Consider the following 18,690-nt stretch of genomic DNA (forward strand, 5'->3'; position numbering starts at 1 on the left):
GTCATCCGATCTTCCTGTACTTCATCTGTCTCTCGTTCTTACAACCTGCTGGTGACAGTGTCATAAGCTCCTTCAAGTTTGACCAAAGTACTTCATCAAGATTTTTGAAAACTTCGCTGTAATCTCTCTGAGCGCCGCCCAGGGGTTCCTTCACAACTCCGTCTGCTACGCCGGCCTTCAGAAGATCATCCGCAGTAAGCTTCATAAGCTCGCAGGCTTCCTTATGTCTGTCTGCATCCTTCCAAAGTATGCTGGCAAACCCTTCCGGACTGAGGATGGAATACACTGCGTTCTCAAGCATCAGGATTCTGTTGGCAACGCCTATTGCCAGCGCTCCGCCGGAATTACCCTCGCCTGTAACAACTGCGATTATCGGCACATGGAACTGGCTCATCTTTGCAAGGTTAGTTGCAATAGCTTCGCCCTGTCCGTGCTCCTCAGCTTCAAGTCCGGGATAAGCCCCCGGTGTATCAATGAAGGTTATTATGGGTCTTCTGAATTTCTCAGCCTGGTTCATAAGTCTTAATGCTTTTCTGTAGCCTTCAGGACACGGCATTCCGAAGTTATAGGCCATGTTCTCTTCCATGGTGTGTCCCTTTCTGTGACCAAGAACTGTCACCGGGATTCCGTGGAATCTTGCAATACCTCCATAGATACTTCTGTCCTCGTCGAAGAGGTGATCTCCCTTTTGTTCAAAGAAATCTGTAAAAAGCCCCTCTATAAAATCATCTATGTGAGGTCTTTTAGGGTGTCTTGCAAGAAAGACCTTTTCATCCGGAGTCAGCTTCCCACAGTCCTGAAGAAGATAATCCCTAAGCTGCTTAAGTCTGTCTATCTCAGTTCCGTGGTACTCCCAGGCTTCGTAGTCCTCCTCTATTTCCTCGAGGACCTCGTCACATTCGATCGCTGAGTTTACAAGCTCTGCTGTCTCTCCTGCTGCCTTTTTTTCAAGTGCGCTGATTTTCTTATCAAGTTTTTCAACTGACTTCAAAACCTTTTCCAGCATTGTTACCTCCTCATGCGTGCAGCTCAATAAGCTGAATAAGAGTATCCCTCATCTCACTTCTTGGTACGATTCTGTCCACAAATCCATGGGCTTCAAGGTACTCACTTCTCTGGAATCCCTTGGGAAGCTTTTTGTGGATCGTCTGCTCGATAACCCTGGGTCCCGCAAAACCTATAAGAGCTCCGGGCTCAGCCAGTGTGATGTCTCCCAGTGATGCAAAGCTTGCGGTAACTCCACCTGTTGTGGGATGTGTAAGGAAGCTTATGTAAAGTCCTCCCGCCGCATTGAACTCCTCAATTGCCGCTGCGGTTTTTGCCATCTGCATCAGGCTGAATATTCCCTCCTGCATTCTGGCTCCTCCGCTGGCTGAGAAGATGATGAGCGGAAGCTTTTTTTCCATGGCATACTCCACAGCCCTTGTCACCTTTTCACCAACAGTACTGCTCATACTTCCCATGAAAAAGCGACTGTCCAGAACAATGGTAACCACTCTGTGTCCGCCGATTTTTCCTGTAGCAGTAACTGCCGCTTCAGGGAGTCCTGTCTTCTCAGACTGGACCTTTAGCTTATCCCTGTACTCCGGGAATTTCATTGGATCCTTGGGCTCCATGGCCTCGTTCAGCTCCTTGAAGGTTCCCTTGTCCAGAATCAGTGAGAGTCTGTAGTATGCACCGATTGCCCTGTAGTGTCCGCACACCGGGCATACGTAGTAGTTCTTCTGCCAGTCCTGCTTTAAGGCTCTCCTGTTACATGCTTTGCATTGTATGAAAACCGGCTCCTTGTCTTTTTTCAGAAAAACCTCACCCAAATCCTTCCTTACTCTGGCAGGAAATGATAATGAGTCAAGAAATGTTCCCATGTCGAAGCCTCCTTCGCCTATGTCTTAACATCTTCTGCTTCTTACTTGTTTGCCTCGATTGCCTTAAGTACGTCCTCAACTGTTGAAAGCTTAGCTACTTCCTCATCAGGAATCTTGATACCAAGTCTCTCCTCGATTTCCATGTGAAGCTCAACAACGCTGAGTGAATCTGCGCCAAGGTCGTCGATAAGCTTGGACTCAAGCTTTACCTTGTCCTCATCTACTGCAAGAATTTCTGCTACGAGTGCCTTAAGTTCTTCAAAGTTCATTTTTGTTTCCTCCGTTTTAACTAAATTTATTTTAACTAAATTACTTTGAAATAGTAACGTGGGAGTTTCCATTTGTCAACATAAAATTTCAAGGAAACTAGGTGTCTTATGAAAGTTTAAAACATTTGTTTTCGCTATAAAGTTTTCTCAGAATGGACTCGATAATAATAGTGAACAACAAAAAAACATGCGCAAACGGCCGATTGCATGAAACAAAATAAAATCCAGTAACAACGGAGGTATTCAGCTATGTATATGTATGAATTGTTTCTTGCAAAAGATGTTAACGGAAGAAGTATCCACTTCATAGAAACAAACCACAAGGTAGACGACTTAGAGATATGGCTTAAGAAGCTGGTTAAAGACAATACAATTACCGAAGATGTTGCAGACGCAGTAACCTTTGTATGGTAAACAAAACGAATCAGAATATCCAAAGCTCGATAAGGCAAATACAATAAGATCAGTCCACAGAGCACACGGGATAAAAAAGTTTTCAAAATAAAAAGGAGCTATGCCCCGCGAAGCATAGCTCCTTTTGATTTGTGTCATTTGTTATAAACCTTATTTTTCAGGCGTTCCTCAAACTCCTCTAACGGAAGCGGTCTGTCGTAGTAGTAGCCCTGAATGATATAACAGCCCACCTTGTTAACGAAGTCTATCTGATCCTGTCGCTCTACGCCCTCTGTGATGACCTCCATCCCAAGCTCCGAAGCCATGTGGATAATATCCGTCAGGATTATCTTATCCTTCCATGAAAACTCAGGCGTATTTATGAAGGAACGGTCAATTTTCAAAGTGTGAACCTCGAATTCCCTAAGCGTAGCAAGGGAGGAATAACCCGCTCCAAAATCATCTATCGCGGTGTTAATACCCCTTTCGCGAAGGTCGCTGATGAACTTAGCCAGTTCGCCGTGCTCCTGTTCATCTACGGTCTCAGTGAGCTCAACCTCGATGTATTTTTTATCTATTCCCGAATTGATGATGATCCTGTCGATGTTTGCGGCGAGGTCAGGGTCAACCATGTCTTTTCTTGAAAAATTGACGGATATGGTTACGGGCTCAAAGCCGTTGTCCATCCACTTTTTAATATCCTCACAGGTTTTCTTAAGTACATAGAAATCCAGAAGATATATCTCTCCGTTCTGCTCAAGCGGCGGTATAAATATTCCGGGAGATATCATCTGACCGTCATGGTTCCAGCGAACAAGTCCCTCAGCACCCACAAGAGTATTATTTCTTGAGTCAACCTTGGGCTGATAAAAAACCAGAAATTCCTGATTCTGCAGGGCACTCTGATACTGCTCCAGCACAGTTTTCTGAACAGCTACCCTCTTTATCATCTCCTCGGTTACACTTACCACAGGAACATGGAGTATGTGCTTGGCATGCTGAAGCGCAATGGATGGTCTGCTGATGGCTTCACCGGGATCATCAAAATTTTCCTCAATATCCCAGAGACCGATCGTAGAAGGGATTCTTACCTTTTCCTCCTTACCGTTTGCCGTAAAGGTCACCTCTATACCGTTAAGAAGGCGGCAGAATTTTTCCTTTCTGCATTTTCTGACAAGAGCAACGAAATTATCTCCTCCCAGATGTCCCAGCACCTCGTCCTCATCAAGGAATTCCTTAACCTTCTCTGAAAATCTGATCACAATGCTATCAGCAGCTTCTATTCCGTACTTCTGATTGATATTGCTAAAGCCCTTCAGATTGAACAAGAAAGCAGTGTACTCCTTAATTGTGCCAATAATAATTCTCCCGTGGATCTCATCAATATATCCACCGGCATTGGGAAGGCCTGTCAAATAATGAACTTTTCTGTCCTGAATAATCTTTCTGATATTATCTGGCATTATGATTTAACCATTTCCATCTCATAAGTAATAATATACGCTCCAGACGGATCCTTCATTTTCCAATTCTCGACGACTCTTCTGATTACTGTAACACTGTTGATAGTTTCTGCTTCCAGTAAGATCACTCTCACCTGACTGTTTCCATTTTGAGATACCACGTCACTTCCCCGCAGTGAATCTCTTATCACCTCAAAGAACATTTTCCCAATTTTCTCGGGAACCGGTTCCGTTTCGGACTCTTCGTGGCTTATCGTAAAAACTATGAAATGATTCCCGACCTTATAATTGTCTTCAACTCTGCATAGGAATCTGTATACAACCTTAAACTCATCAGGTGTCAGGCAAAAAGCGCCTCTTTCCCTATTTCTCTCACTTAGGAGGAGCATATCCTGCCTGATGTCAGTAGGCATTTCTTCCGAATCCTCAGTGCTCTGTTCTGTTTCTGAAAAAAGGCAATGCTCATATTTTCCGCTGAGCTTAACCTTATGAAGTGCCTTTTCAGCCTTTTGATACAGGTCTTCAAATTCTGCCCCGTCTTCAGGAGTAAATACTGCGCCAACAGAGGCTCCGAGGGTAATCTTCATATCCTCGCCCATAAACTCTTTTGCAGATTTGAGTAATTCTTCGTTTATGTAGGCTGTCTTTTCAGCTATGGTAGCTTCGTCTGTGATATTCTGACAGAAGGCGATAAACTCATCTCCGCCCATTCTTCCAGCTACATCATTTGCTCGTATAGCCGCTCTTATTATCTCTGCAAATCTTATCAGTACCTTGTCACCCATGCTGTGACCATACAGGTCATTTACAAGTTTGAAGTTATCAAGGTCAATTATCATCAGTACGCCCCTGGAGTTTTTGCACAGGGCGCCAATCTCCTGTTTTGAAGAAGGTTTATTAAGAAGTCCGGTCATGGGGTCTGTCACTACTACAGCCTTAACCCCATCGATCTGTTCAGCATTTCTAAGGATATTATCGACACGCTTAATAAGCACATCTGCACGGAAGGGTTTTCTGATAAAATCTACGGCCCTCTGATCGAAACCTTTTGCCTCAGCCTCCTCTTCCGCATTAGCTGTCATGAAAATAGCCGGAATGCGTTCGGCGTACTGCTCCTGAATCTCACTAAGGAGCTCAAATCCAGACATTCCGGATATATGAAGGTTCGCCAGAATAAGATCTGGTCTTTCATCCCCGTACTTCTCTACCGCCTCAGCTCCTGATGTTACACAGATAGTTTCATAAAAAGGTGCAAGTATGTGCTGCGTCATTCGAAGTGTAATTCTTTCGTCATCTACTATCAGAATCTTTTTCATCAAAGTTCCTCATAAGCAGTGGTCTGAATTGCAACAATTTATTTCGCAGAATGTTATATAACTGCTTATATTATAAACTTTTGTGATAAAAAAATGCGAGAAAAAACATCAGTTTATCGTTTTTTTATTTTATGAGTTGCATTTTCGCATGAAAGAAGGTGAACCGTCAATGTAGCGGTTCACCTCTATTAGTTTATATAATGGCCATATTTACTTTACCTTGAACATATGGCAGATCTTTGCAGTCTTTTTCTTGCTTCCAAGCTTTACGTGGGATGTATCGGAGAAAACTGTGTATCCGTCTGTAAATCCCTGGTTCCACTCCTGAATTTTATCGTAGTTACTTGTGCAGTTACCACACACACCTACGCAGGCTTTTTTATATCCGGTCGGAAAGTCAATTGTGATACTCTTCGCATAGGATACATAGTAGCTATATGAGCCACCGCCCCAGGTTACCTTCTGCGGCTTGTATGGCTTCCAGTCTGTTTCCGTAACCTTAGCGTCCTTATAGTTATCACCCTCAGCTCCATCGGTAACGCTGGTCTTTAAGTTCTCACCGGTTCTCTGATCAACATACACTACGTCGAGGTAGTCAACATAAGTGTCACCTGGAAGATTGTTATTGCGTCTGTCCTGAAGTGTTTTTGCAATTTTCTTGCTAAGTCTCTTGGGTAGCTGAACCTGAACAGTCAGGATAACCTTAACTCCATTTCCGCCGGAGCTTCCTGAGCTGGACTTTGTCCCACTTGAACCACCAAGCGGAACTCTCTTGTATTTTGTTATCTTTGTAAATACCTTCTGGAACTTTTTGGAGCCCGGCAATTTCGTATGGACTATTGTCCAGTTACCCGGTTTTAGATTAAAGGAAACCCCACTTCGCTTCAAGTCCATGAACTCAGCATGGGCAGGCATAGGTACCGCTGCAAAGAAAAGTGCAACAGTAAGAAACATAGCTAACAGAACATTAACCAATCTCTTCATTGATAAATCCCCCTCATTTTTGTTTATCAATAACTAGCATAAGTTTATGATTCAATCATAAGCTAAAATACATATCGACATATATGTGAAAAATCTTTACAGTTAATAATTTTCAGAATGAAATTTTCTTTCCTCTGATTGTACTTCCCCCTTAATAACTGCTTCATCAGGCTTCCGTTATTTCATTCTGAAAAAATGCTTGTATCTTATTTATGTAATTATTATCCTCACTCGAGTATATTGGTCTTACATAATAATCATCCTTACTTGTCTCAATAGAGAAAAAGGCAGAAGTAGCGGACTGTTCATAGTCGAAAGTAAACTTCATTCTATTAAGAATGGTTAGTGGCAATATCATGTTGAATGAATATCTCTGTGCATTTATAACCGGTACAAGCAAATCGTGAAAAGTAATAGAGTTACTTTCATCATCCATGACCTCGAAGCTTGGAATAATCCAAACCGGAACATCTATTATAGGATTTTTCCCCAATCCATGAATTATGGTCTTTTTCTCAGTCTGATACGCACTTGGATATCGTAATTTTATATATTTTTCACCCATAAACCATATAGGCACATTAGCTCCTGTATCTATCATACAGGAAATATCATCCCCACTTTCAGATTTAATATATATGACTGCCTTATCATTTCTATCTAATTCAAAGTTCAGTCGTTTGTTTGTAACTCGCATAAAATATTAGCACCTTCCAATTCCGTAGTTCTTCTCCAAGTAAAAAGTATACCCGCTGCTTTAAGCTCTAGTTCAGCGTCATACATCTCACTCTCATCGCATACTTTCACAGGAACTGCTGAAATAATTTTGGAACCCGACTTTTCTGCATCTGTGAGAGCGACCCACTTATCCGGATATTTCTCTTGTATTTCTTTCCAACTCATCTTTTCCTTTGTCATTAGAAGTCACCTCCTAACTATTTTATTTCTTACTCTTTATTATTTTATCACAAATTACACTTCCAATATCTGCTCAACTATTTCCTTTCGCACATCCCTAAGAAGGAGCATCTTGTTATATTTATAATATTCCTCTGAGCCCTCGTTCTGTATGTAATTAAGGCTGTAGTGACCTGCGTCAAGGCGTGTGAGGAACAGCACCATTTCCTGCTCTTCCCCGTAGATCTGCTGTAAGAATGAAAAGCAGTTGGCGAGATGTCTTCCGGTATTTTCACAGGACTCTCTTCTATCCATCTCTCTGCCTGCAAACCACTCCTTTATGAGATCTTTGTTGTCCTCCATTTCAGAGCCCGCAAGCTCCTTACCAAGATTTTCAAGGGCATGGATTTCTCTCTTAAGCACGATCTCCGAAGACTTATCCATAAGATGCTCTCCGGCTTTCTTCTCAAACTCGTCGCGCATCTGCTTTATGCGAAGCTGGAGTCTCTTATATATAGACTCTTCCTCCGGGAAAATATTGCCCTTCACAATGTCAGTTATTTCTTTCTGAAGCTTCTTCTGTACCTTAAGCTCGCCGTCATAGGTCTTAAATTCCTGATTAAGTCTGTCTATCAGGAGGTTTATGATACTGAGCTTTTCATCAAAAGGAGCCTTACGAAGCTTATCCCTCTCTGCAGGTACGCTTCCTTCGAGGATTTCATCCACGTTGTAAACATCCTCATATTTATGGTACAGCGCATAGTACATGGCAAAGTCCCTAGCCACCTCAGGTTCCTGGAGGTACTGGAGCGTAACCTTCTCATCCACATCTATTCCAAGTTTCTCATAGGCTCTTATAAGCTGCGAAAGATCCTCCCATCCTCTGGCGGTCACAAAGCGTTTGCCCTGGATATCATTTTTTATCCTGTAGAAATTATCCTTATGAATATCGAGGTAAGCAAGGATTGAGCCATGAACACCATTCACATCAGCATATTCCTTGAAGGCTTCAAGATCCTCCTCAATGTCGATTCTCTTAACTCGGTCCAGAGTAACAATATCGAAATCCCTTACCGCCTTGTTATACTGGGGCGGATTACCTGCAGTTACGATGATGAACCCCTCAGGAACACTATGTGCACCAAAGGTCTTATACTGAAGGAACTGCAGCATGGTAGGAACAAGCGTCTCCGAAACGCAGTTGATCTCATCGAGGAAAAGAATTCCCTCCTTCACACCGGTCTGGTTAATCTTGTCGTATACCGAGGCGATAATTTCACTCATTGTGTACTCAGTTACGGAAGTTTCCTTTCCTCCGTATTCCTTTTTGGAAATGAAGGGAAGTCCAATGGCACTCTGCCTGGTGTGGTGAGTTATGGTATAGGATACGAGGTTGACAGAAAGCTCCTCTGCAACCTGCTCCATGATGGCAGTCTTACCGATTCCCGGAGGTCCTATAAGAAGGATAGGACGCTGTTTCTGCACGGGGATAAGATAATTCCCCATTTCGTCCTTTTCTCGATATGCCTTGATTGTGTTGATTATTTCCTGCTTCGCCTGTTTTATGTTCATGTTTTTGCCTTTCATATGTATAGTTGTATCGCCCAGTTTGGCATCTTATCTGCCCCTGTTTCCTTATCGGAAGGATAAACGAAGGCTGTATCATAATCCGTAGGATTCTCGGGATAGTCTCCAAAACCATCCGTGAAGTACATCAGACCTCTGAGGTGTTTTAGCTGCCCCTTCCTTCTAAGGTCATCAACATGGGAAAATACCGGTCTGAAATCTGTTCCGTATCCACCGGATATCTCAAACCTGTCGGCGTAACGTTCCATATCCTCCGGATGATTTATTATTATGTCATTCTGCACCCTGTTGTCACACTCAATTATGTGGACATGTATCTCTCTGAAAAAGTTCTGCCTCTGTCTCAGGATTCCCGCCGTTTCATTTAAAAATGACTGAACCAGTTCTTCCGAACAGGATGCGGAAGTATCAATAGCTATCACCAGTTCATCGACCTTGTGAGTCTCGCTATATTCATTCTCCTCTATAAGTGGCATGTTCCCATATATCTCCATGCCGTAATTATATAGTCCATAGTCAAAGGAGTCGGGATCTATCCTTATCTCCTCCCTGACAACCGCTATCTGATTAAGAAAATCCGTGTAGTAGGTTTTATCCTGGGTATCTGCCTTCAGGTAGAACTTAAGGCTTCCTGTCTCTGTACTCTTCTCATCTCCAAGGCTTGCGATGTCACTCTTTATTCGCTTCGCTGTATTCTTCCAGGCGTCCTCGATTTCCTTCTTGTTAGCCCTCCTGAGCCTCATTTGCATCTGCATATCGATGTCGGGCTTATCTTCCTTTGGAGGTTCATCCTCATTATTATCAAGCCTGTCCCAAAAACAGTGGTCGTCCAATTTAAACTCACGCACCAATCGGTTCCAGGTATCCTCAGTAATGAGATTCAAATCCTTTTCCGCATTCGCTATCCCCGCCAAGTCATCTGCCTCTGCTGCCATTTCCTGCGTATTTTCTATCTTAGGATGATAGATTTTCCACTCACAGTGTTTTTCCAGGAAGCTGTACACCTTCTCTGCCGTCAGTACTTTTATTTCTTCCGAAAGCTTTCCGTACCAGCGCTCTCTCAAATCTGAGCTCACTCTGTAAATACACTGATAATCCATGGAATCAAGTATGCTCTCTACCGCTATATCACAGGCAAGATCCCACAATTCCCCATCCGGGTACTCTGAAGCCCTGTACATATGCCTGAACATACAGTGCATCAGCATATGAAGATAGGTTCTGTTCAGTTTATTCGGATCCTCAACATAGGTCTTAAACACATAATTAGGGTTATAAAGAACGCTGACCGCATCAGTACCGACAGAAGTGGTAGACATGTCACGTCTGATTTCCAGCATGGAAAGAGCCGGCGCCATAAATCTCATTGATAAAAGGAGCTCCGTCTTTACGCTGTTCCATATTTGATTACCAAGTTTTTCAGGCTGATTACTTGTTTCCATACTAATCCCCTCATCTGTCAGCTTCGCTGACACCTTCCCCCCAAGGGGAAGGCATTAATATCATACCCAACATATTCCCGGTCGGCATAAGAATTCTAATAACATATCAAAAATCCAGTTCCAGGAATCCGGCTCCTTTTGTGACACTACTGTCATCCATTTTCTTCACATCACTGTCACTGTTTCTCTCATTTCTGTCATTTTCAGCGTAATTCATCAGCATACTAACTATTGCGGTGATACCCCTGTCAGCAGCTATATGTGCTAATTTGCCTGCCTCGCCTTTATCAAGGAGTCCTCTGTCCAGATAAAACGCAATATGCTCTTCTGCGTCTTGAAAATAGTCGTAAAAAGTCCCAATGGGATCACCGGATTTTAAATCCATATTTTTGACCACTTTAGTCAAGCTCTTTAAAGCATGCCTCAAAAGCCATTTTTCATAAGTATCTCTTGCCTCATCCGATAATTCATAAGGCTCAAGAAGCCTTGCCATAGCTATCATCTCCGCTGTACCCTTGTCGTCAGCCGAGACCTTCGAAAACAGGTTATCATACTCTCTTATGTTGATCTGATCGCTTTTTACGCACTCTCTGTAAGCGTATCCGGTACCTTCTATTGCGAACTGGATGGTCCTTGCCATGGTATTTTCCACAAAGTCATAGTTAAATCCGGGGAACACCATAAGTGCATCGCCGTCCTTCATATGAATTCTGAAGGTAAGCCTCCTGTCATTATCCTCAAGGATTCTTCTGATTATATAGTTATTTCCATTTTCCATGAAAACTTCTATTTCTTCAAGGCTCTCACACTGCCGGGTTCCGCCATCGAGATACTCTGATACCGAATCAGTCAAAGTGATTCTTTTGAGATTCCCACAATTGTGAAAAGCAAAGCCCAGAATTGTATGGATTGTATTTGGGATTACAACCTCCACCAGGTCCTTGCGCGACGAAAAGGCGTGGTTACCTATGACCTTAACCGGTAAACTCCCTGCCTCGGGGATTACCAGCTTCCTGCAAGTATCCTCACATCCCTTGATGACCAGATACTTTTCTTCATTTTTGTTATTTTTTTCTTCAAATATATATCTCATTCTTGTCCTAATACTCTCAATATATTTTCATTCCACAATAGCTATATCATAAAAAAGAACTCATGCCTCAAAAACACAAGGCATAAATTCTTTTAATTATCTACCACCTATGGTAACACACGTTCATCGCTCACATCTACACTAGTGCTGCGGTCATCTGATATATTCTGCAACTGTGTTATACAATCTTCCGGAATCAATGGGCTTCACCAGATGCGAATTCATCCCCGCCTTAAGGCTCTGCTCATAGTTTTCATGAAAAGCGTTCACAGTCATGGCTATGATCGGAACCTTTCTGGAGGAAGGAATTGTAGTGTTTTCCCTTATCTGCCTTGCAACAGACAGTCCGTCTATATCCGGCATTACAATATCAAGTAAAATCAGATCAAATTTACCATGCTCCATTCTGTATGTGAGAAGTGCTTCTCTGCCATCTCGAACCGTAATAACCTCAGCGCCTTTCTCCCTAAGAAGCTTATCTACAATCTCAAGATTAATCTCATCATCATCTGCTACCAGAATCCTCTTCTGTGAAAAATCATAATTCCGATTTATCCTGGACATATACTCTTCCCCTGAAACTATAGGGAATTTAAAAGTGACCTGCAATTGCACTCCGTTTTCCGGTTGAGATACAACATCTATAGCATCTGCCCCCATCTCATGTGCATAGAATCTGATAATGATTGCCTTTGTATCCATGGTGTCAAGCATCGAGTACATATCATATTCCAGCGCATCATACTCATCCTTAAGTGATTGAAGCTGACTGCTTTGAAGAAATGCCTCTTCTCCTGCCACTTTAAAACTTAATTCAATTTCATTATTTGTAGCTCCTTTATTTTCCGCCATAAAATAAATAGTGCTCAGATTCGGCATAGACTCAGCAATAACTCTGATCATTTTGCGAAGCACCTGAAAAAGAATCGAATAATCTGCGATGATATAACAGTTGTCCAATCCTTTCTTTTCAATATTAAGCATTATTCCCATAGGAATGAGGAAGTAAGAAGCTTCACTCCTAAGTGACTCCAGAAACTCATCCAGGTCAATAAGCTCCGGATGAAGGCTAACCTGTTTCATCGCAATCTGACGAAGAGCCATAACATCATCTATTGACTCATTCATCAAATGACCTGCCCTATTTATCTGATCAAGGTAATGATTTACAGCCACTTCATCATTACCCGTGTCCTTTGCTATCTTGGAAAATTCAATAATAGAGTACAGAGGACCCCTGACATCCCGGCTCATCTGTTCAAGAAAAGCATCGCTATAATAAAGCTTATGCTTCGTCTCGATAAGCCTATTAATAAGCTCGTTTTTATTGTCGTTCATTACATTCCCCTCTAGAAAATTTTCAGAAATATTGAGATAATGATATCATATATACATACAAGAATACTACGAAAAAAATAATAAATCTTGATTTAATGCAAATCTCAGAAAGGCGATTCATATGTATAATCCCCAAGATATGTCCGTAAATATTCAGCCACATTGCGTAGTAGGAATAGGAGCTTCCGCAGGAGGATTGGAAGCGCTTCAGCAATTTTTAACCTTCCTTCCCTCTAACACAGGTATGGCATTTGTCATAATCCAGCACCTTGCTCCCAATCACAAGAGCATGCTTGTGGATATTCTGGGCAAATATAATTCCATGCCCATAACAGAAATCGAGGACGGAATGCTTGTGGAGCGAAATCACATCTACATGATTCCGCCTAAGTACAACGTTGAAATACACAACAACGTCTTAAACCTCAAGGAACAGAATTCTCAGCAGATAAGTCATCCTATCGACATCTTCTTCCGTTCGCTTGCAAACGCCTATGAAAATCGCTCCGTTGCTGTAATCCTCTCAGGAACAGGTTCCGACGGTACAAACGGAATCAGAGCAATCAAGGAGCAGAACGGTATGATCATCGTTCAGAGCCCCGAGTCTGCCAAATTTGATGGAATGCCCAGAAACGCCATAAGTACAGGCTTTGTGGATCTGATGTTAAAACCCGATTCCATTGCCAGAGAGCTTGCACACATTGCTAAGTCTGTTGTTGACGCTGAGGCACAGCTTGGCTCTACCGATGATGATCTTTTATCCAAGATTTTTACAATACTGAAAAATGTCACCAATATAAATTACGCTTACTATAAGCAGACCACAATCCTCAGAAGAATTGAACGAAGACTTGTGGTTACCCACAACAGAAACCTCCGGGAGTACGTCAACTACATGAACAACAATCCCGAAGAGGCTAAGCTGCTTGCAAAGGAAGTCCTTATCGGCGTTACCTCATTTTTCAGGGATCCCGATTATTTTGAAGTACTCAAGGAAACTGTAGTAAAAAAACTAATCACTAATTCACATCCTGACGACGAGCTCAGAATATGGGTTGCCGGCTGTTCAACCGGTGAAGAAGCTTATTCCATCGCCATTTTATTTGAAGAGGCTATGGAGGAACTCTCTGTCCACAGGGGCGTAAAAATCTTTGCCACAGACCTTGATCCCGATTCCATAGGCACTGCTGTTCGTGGTGTTTATGGCAACAACATAATAGAAGATGTGTCGGTTGCAAGACTTTCCAAATATTTCACAAGAAAGGGTAACAAGTATGTCATTCATCACGACATACGAAAAATGATCATCTTCGCGCAACACAATGTATTCCAGGATCCGCCCTTTGGAAAACTGGATCTTATCTGCTGCAGAAATGTCCTGATATATTTCCAGGCTGTTCTGCAGAGGAATCTTTTTGCCATCTTCCACATGGCACTCTCCGACAGAGGATATCTGTTCCTTGGTCGTTCCGAGTCAGTCATAGACTACTCAGATGTGTTCAGGGTTGTCAGTGCCGATGAAAAAATATTCATACACTATGCGGAAGGCAATGCTCCCACTCACGAGCAGTTTGCTTATTCCATGAGCAACATAGACGCACCCATCGAGCCAATAAACATAAACGGAATGGATGATGATGATTCCATTAATTACAAGGCTCATGAGCTCGACACCTCTGTACTTGAGGCACTTATGCCTGCTACAGTTCTTGTAAATGAAAAGAATGAACTGGTAAGAAGCTATGGAAATTGTTCCAGACTCATAACTATCCCTGCAGGTCAGGTAACCCTTGATATTTTCCAACTCATTAGAGCAGATATGAAAATTGCGCTATCTACAGCTCTCAAAGAAGCAAGGCTTACCAACGATCGCAAGGCTTACTCCAATATTCCTGTGGATATTGACGGAAAATCTGAGTTTGTTTCAATAGTTGCCAATCCTATAAATGACAGCCATGGTCAAAAAACAGATTTCACAGCGGTATCCTTCCTGCGCGGTCGTGAGGATCTGAAAATTGATATGCAGGAATATAAGATTGACCTTGCTGCATCCAAGCGAATTTCAGACCTGGAACAGGAGCTGAAGGTAACCAAAAATTCCCTGCGTCAGACCGTTACAGAGCTGGAGTCTACCAACGCAGAACTCCAGGCTGCAAACGAAGAACTGCTTACTGCCAATGAGGAATTGCAGTCAAGTAACGAGGAACTTCAGTCTGTAAACGAGGAGCTATACACTGTCAATTCCGAGTATCAGTCCAAAGTTACGGAGCTGGCTGTTGCCAACAATGATATTGCCAACTTCCTGGCCTCCACCCTGATTGGAATCCTGATGGTGGACAAGGATCTTAATATCAGAAAATATACAGAGTATATTTCCTCAGAATTCAGCATTGCAGATCAGGATGTAGGAAGATCCCTTCGCTATATCAGCTTTAATTTTGTAACAATAGACCTCATGGCAAAATGCAGAGAAGTCCTTGATACAGTGGAACCTCTTGAACAGAGATGTGCCTCTATTGCAGGAAAAACCTACCTGATTCGAATAGCTCCCTACCACGATATCAATGGAGCCGATGAATTCGTAGTTTCTCCTGCCGATAAAAGACGCAATCTCAAAGGTTTGGTTCTCACCTTCGTTGACACTACTAAGCAGATTGAAGATCAGGAGCAGATAGATGAAATGGGCAAGGCACTTCGTGCAGCAGTTCGCTCCAGCCGTGAAAAGGAGACCTTCCTTTCACAGATGTCCCACGATATGAGAACTCCTCTTACCGCTATTTTCGGACTCACTCAGCTATCTCTTCAGGAGGATTCCATATCTCCTACTCTCAAGGATAACCTTGATAAGATTATGACTTCCAGTAAATATCTGTTGTCACTAATCGAGGAAATACTTGAGACAAGCAAAATTGACTCAGGAAAAGTTGTTTCCATAAGCTCTGCTGTTCGTGAAGAAAATATAATCAACTCAATTTCTTCCATAACTGAAGAACAAACAAGAAAGGCCGGACTCAACTTTGAATGTAAGATAAACGGATCCAAGGACAAATATGTCCTCATGGACTCCAAGCATGTTGAGAGGTCCATTCTCAACCTCCTTTCCAACAGTATCAAATATACACCAAAAGGAGGCAGAGTAATCTTCACCACTGATGTAACATACACCGATTCTTCCTCTGTACACACCTATACCATCAGGGATACCGGCATAGGCATAAGCGATGAGTTCCAGAAAAAGATGTTCCTGCCATTTGAGCAGGATCGTGATTCAGACGACCCATACCAGGAAGGTACAGGACTTGGTCTTTACATATGCAAAAACCTTGTAGAGCTCATGGGTGGAACAATATCCTGCACAAGCCACGTAGGTACCGGAACAGAATTCAAGGTTGTTCTCACTTATCCTCTGGCAACAGATGAGCAGATATCCCTACATACTCATCAGTCAGAAAAGTATGAGGATCATATTCTCTACGGCAAAACCGTGCTTCTTGCAGAGGACAATACCATAAATGCAGAAGTAATCATAAAACTGTTAAAGACAAAGGGAATTCACGCTGAGGTCGCACGAGACGGCCAGGAAGCAATCGACATGTTTAAAAACCGCGACCCTTACCACTATCAGGCAATTTTCATGGATCTTATGATGCCTGTCAAATCAGGTCTTGAAGCCGCAAAGGAAATACGTGCCATGGAGAAACCCGATGCCGCTGTTATTCCGATTTTTGCACTTACAGCAGACATGGCCAATGATGTTGAGAACAGATGCATTTGCTCAGGAATGGATCAGGTTTTGGAAAAGCCTATTGATCAGAACAAGCTGTTCTCAAGTCTCGCAAAGGCAATCCAGAAGCAGCTTGACGAAAGCTGATAGGCCACTTATCATACTAAAAAAACAGGAGCAAAAACATTGTATGGATAACAAAAAAATAGCTGCACTTAGTGCATGGGGGGCAGATACCGCAGCTGCAATCAAACGAATGCTCGGTGATGAGGACTTTTATCTGGGACTTATAGATGCTTTTTTATCCAACAACGATTGGCGCGATCTGTGCACCATGATAGAAAAAGAGCAGTACCGAGATGCCTTTGTAATCTCTCACAGAATTAAAGGTTCCTGCGCAGATCTATCGCTCAATCCTCTATTTGCGGTTATGTGCGAACTCACAGACGATTTGCGAAACGAGGAAATCCGCCCTACACTTGAGAAAAATTATGAACTGGCAAACAAGATAAGAGATTCACTAATCGAAACCCTACAATAAAATAGAATTAAATAAAAAAATGGCGCGTATGATATATGCATACGCGCCGAATTTTTTTATGACAATACCATTGAATCATTAACCTCATCATTGCCGGCTTCTTCGAACTTCTGAAGAAGATCTGCGACCTTGAGGTTTTTCTTTTCCTCTCCTGCCACATCGTAGATGATCTTACCTTCACTCATCATGATAAGTCTGTTTCCATGAGCGATAGCATCCTTCATATTGTGAGTAACCATGAGAGCTGTGAGGCTGTGCTCTTTGATGATGTTCTCGGAGATCTCAAGCACCTTCTTGGCTGTCTTGGGATCAAGAGCTGCTGTGTGCTCGTCGAGAAGGAGCAGATCAGGCTTTTTCAGTGATGCCATAAGAAGTGTAACCGCCTGTCTCTGACCACCTGACAGAAGTCCAACCTTACTTGTAAGGCGATCCTCAAGTCCAAGGTCAAGGGATTTTAACAGTTCCTTATAACGAGCTCTCTCTGCGTTGTTGATTCCACTTTTCAGCCCTCTGCTCTGTCCGCGTCTTGCAGCCAGGGCAAGATTCTCTTCAATCTGCATTGTAGCGGCTGTTCCCATCATAGGATCCTGGAAAACACGTCCGATGTACTGAGCTCTCTTGTACTCAGGGAGCTTTGTGATATCATGTCCGTTTAAGACAATGCTTCCTGAATCAATGGGCCACACGCCTGCAACCGCATTGAGGATTGTTGATTTTCCTGCACCGTTACCACCGATAACGGTAACGAAATCACCATCATTAAGTGTGAGATTAACGCCGTTAAGAGCTACTCTCTCATTGATGGTACCTTTATTGAAAATTTTAACCAGATTCTTTATCTCTAACATAATTTGTTTACCTCTGTCTTCGCTTCCTTTTATTATCTCTGCTTAACCTTAATTCCAAGATATCCCTGAATAGCAGGAATTCCAAGGAATACAGCAACAAGTACTGCACTAAGGAGCTTTAAGTAAGTTGAAGGAAGTCCAAGCTGAAGTACTACTGCAATTACGATGTAGTAGATGATAGCTCCCACAACGGAAACTCCCATTCTCACTGCAAAATTATGTCTTGATCCGAAGATAACTTCACCAATGATAACCGCTGCAAGTCCGATAACGATAGCACCACGACCTGCGTTAACATCTGCGTTACCCTGATACTGTGCGTAAAGTCCGCCTGCAAAAGCTGTAAGGCCGTTGCTGACAATAAGACCAAGTCTTATGCATCTTCCGGTGTTGATACCCTGAGCTCTTGCCATGTTCTGGTTACAACCGGTAGCACGGATGGCTGAACCGATCTCGCTTCCAAAGAACATATAAAGAAGGAAAATGATTATAGCCACAATTATCACGCTCATGAGAATTGAGTAGTTAATAAATCTGAGGCTGACAATAAGTGCATACTGGTCAACGCTTATGGCCTGATTGGATTTTCCCATGATAGCCAGGTTAACTGAGTACAGACCGAGCTGAGTAAGGATACCTGAAAGAATCGGGGGTATTCTCAGCATAGTGTGCAATAATCCGGTCACGTAGCCGGCACACATTCCTGCAATGAATGAACAGAGAAGTGATACATATACGTTATGCCCTGAGAGCATCATCATTACGCAGGTCGCTCCTCCTGTACAGAAAGATCCGTCAACAGTCATGTCGGCGTAATCAAGTACCTTGAATGTTAAGAAAACACTGATTGCCAATATTCCCCAAATAAGGCCCTGGGCAATTGAGCCCGGCAGTGCGTGTAGTAGTGAAACCATAAAAAATTACTCCTTC

General features: G+C 42.7%; 17 protein-coding genes. 3 read left to right on the forward strand and 14 right to left on the reverse strand.

Features of this window, described 5'->3' with window-relative positions; all coding sequences use genetic code 11:
• Position 1: 1 nt before the first annotated feature.
• From G601_RS0120970 to acpP, 3 genes are read right to left on the reverse strand one after another with little or no spacing between them, the layout of a single operon-like run.
• Complete coding sequence (locus G601_RS0120970) at positions 2 to 1,006, reverse strand: acetyl-CoA carboxylase carboxyltransferase subunit alpha (protein WP_026666501.1); 1,005 nt, start codon at positions 1,004 to 1,006, stop codon at positions 2 to 4.
• 10 nt (positions 1,007 to 1,016) lie between these two features.
• Positions 1,017 to 1,865, reverse strand: coding sequence for an acetyl-CoA carboxylase, carboxyltransferase subunit beta (gene accD, locus G601_RS0120975; protein WP_026666502.1), 849 nt, complete (start codon positions 1,863 to 1,865; stop codon positions 1,017 to 1,019).
• A gap of 41 nt (positions 1,866 to 1,906) precedes the next feature.
• Positions 1,907 to 2,134 carry an acyl carrier protein gene (acpP, locus tag G601_RS0120980; protein ID WP_026493777.1) on the reverse strand — a complete coding sequence of 76 codons (228 nt, stop codon included), beginning with the start codon at positions 2,132 to 2,134 and terminating at the stop codon, positions 1,907 to 1,909.
• Positions 2,135 to 2,383: 249 nt separating this feature from the next.
• On the opposite strand from acpP, the gene G601_RS26370 reads away from it, so the two are divergent.
• A complete protein-coding gene (locus G601_RS26370; RefSeq protein WP_155834593.1) occupies positions 2,384 to 2,548 on the forward strand; it encodes a hypothetical protein in 165 nt (54 codons plus the stop codon).
• Between the two features lie 134 nt (positions 2,549 to 2,682).
• Here the strand turns inward: G601_RS26370 and G601_RS24480 are convergent, their stop codons facing one another.
• From G601_RS24480 to G601_RS0121030, 9 genes are all read right to left on the reverse strand, one after another.
• Complete coding sequence (locus tag G601_RS24480) at positions 2,683 to 3,990, reverse strand: putative bifunctional diguanylate cyclase/phosphodiesterase (protein WP_051201205.1); 1,308 nt, start codon at positions 3,988 to 3,990, stop codon at positions 2,683 to 2,685.
• Positions 3,990 to 5,306, reverse strand: coding sequence for a GGDEF domain-containing response regulator (locus G601_RS0120995; protein ID WP_026666503.1), 1,317 nt, complete (start codon positions 5,304 to 5,306; stop codon positions 3,990 to 3,992). The genes G601_RS24480 and G601_RS0120995 overlap by 1 nt, the downstream gene beginning before the upstream one ends.
• Positions 5,307 to 5,516: 210 nt before the next feature.
• On the reverse strand, positions 5,517 to 6,290 hold the full coding sequence (locus tag G601_RS0121000; protein WP_026666504.1) for a hypothetical protein: 774 nt from the start codon (positions 6,288 to 6,290) through the stop codon (positions 5,517 to 5,519).
• A gap of 166 nt (positions 6,291 to 6,456) precedes the next feature.
• Positions 6,457 to 6,987 carry a hypothetical protein gene (locus G601_RS0121005; RefSeq protein ID WP_026666505.1) on the reverse strand — a complete coding sequence of 177 codons (531 nt, stop codon included), beginning with the start codon at positions 6,985 to 6,987 and terminating at the stop codon, positions 6,457 to 6,459.
• Positions 6,963 to 7,208, reverse strand: a complete 246-nt coding sequence (locus G601_RS0121010) for a hypothetical protein (protein ID WP_026493781.1) — start codon at positions 7,206 to 7,208, stop codon at positions 6,963 to 6,965. The genes G601_RS0121005 and G601_RS0121010 overlap by 25 nt, the downstream gene beginning before the upstream one ends.
• Positions 7,209 to 7,262: 54 nt before the next feature.
• Positions 7,263 to 8,774 carry an ATP-binding protein gene (locus G601_RS0121015; protein ID WP_242834465.1) on the reverse strand — a complete coding sequence of 504 codons (1,512 nt, stop codon included), beginning with the start codon at positions 8,772 to 8,774 and terminating at the stop codon, positions 7,263 to 7,265.
• Positions 8,771 to 10,216 carry a vWA domain-containing protein gene (locus tag G601_RS0121020; protein ID WP_026666506.1) on the reverse strand — a complete coding sequence of 482 codons (1,446 nt, stop codon included), beginning with the start codon at positions 10,214 to 10,216 and terminating at the stop codon, positions 8,771 to 8,773. Before G601_RS0121020 ends, G601_RS0121015 begins: the two co-directional genes overlap by 4 nt.
• 106 nt (positions 10,217 to 10,322) lie before the next feature.
• Positions 10,323 to 11,309, reverse strand: a complete 987-nt coding sequence (locus G601_RS24485) for a leucine-rich repeat protein (RefSeq protein ID WP_051206133.1) — start codon at positions 11,307 to 11,309, stop codon at positions 10,323 to 10,325.
• 153 nt (positions 11,310 to 11,462) lie between these two features.
• Positions 11,463 to 12,647, reverse strand: coding sequence for a response regulator (locus G601_RS0121030; protein ID WP_026666507.1), 1,185 nt, complete (start codon positions 12,645 to 12,647; stop codon positions 11,463 to 11,465).
• Positions 12,648 to 12,786: 139 nt separating this feature from the next.
• Here G601_RS0121030 and G601_RS25550 point away from each other — a divergent pair, with 139 nt between their 5' ends.
• Together G601_RS25550 and G601_RS0121040 are read left to right on the forward strand one after the other, a co-directional pair.
• A complete protein-coding gene (locus G601_RS25550; protein WP_207638081.1) occupies positions 12,787 to 16,518 on the forward strand; it encodes a chemotaxis protein CheB in 3,732 nt (1,243 codons plus the stop codon).
• Positions 16,519 to 16,561: 43 nt separating this feature from the next.
• Positions 16,562 to 16,912 (forward strand): hypothetical protein, encoded by a 351-nt coding sequence (locus tag G601_RS0121040; protein ID WP_026493785.1) that lies wholly within the window; start codon positions 16,562 to 16,564, stop codon positions 16,910 to 16,912.
• 56 nt (positions 16,913 to 16,968) lie between these two features.
• Here the strand turns inward: G601_RS0121040 and G601_RS0121045 are convergent, their stop codons facing one another.
• Positions 16,969 to 17,760 carry an ABC transporter ATP-binding protein gene (locus G601_RS0121045; protein WP_026666508.1) on the reverse strand — a complete coding sequence of 264 codons (792 nt, stop codon included), beginning with the start codon at positions 17,758 to 17,760 and terminating at the stop codon, positions 16,969 to 16,971.
• Positions 17,761 to 17,792: 32 nt separating this feature from the next.
• Positions 17,793 to 18,674 carry an ABC transporter permease gene (locus G601_RS0121050; protein WP_026493787.1) on the reverse strand — a complete coding sequence of 294 codons (882 nt, stop codon included), beginning with the start codon at positions 18,672 to 18,674 and terminating at the stop codon, positions 17,793 to 17,795.
• Positions 18,675 to 18,690 lie beyond the last annotated feature (16 nt).

Origin of the sequence: Butyrivibrio sp. FC2001 (assembly GCF_000424125.1) — a bacterium.
GTDB lineage: Bacteria > Bacillota > Clostridia > Lachnospirales > Lachnospiraceae > Butyrivibrio.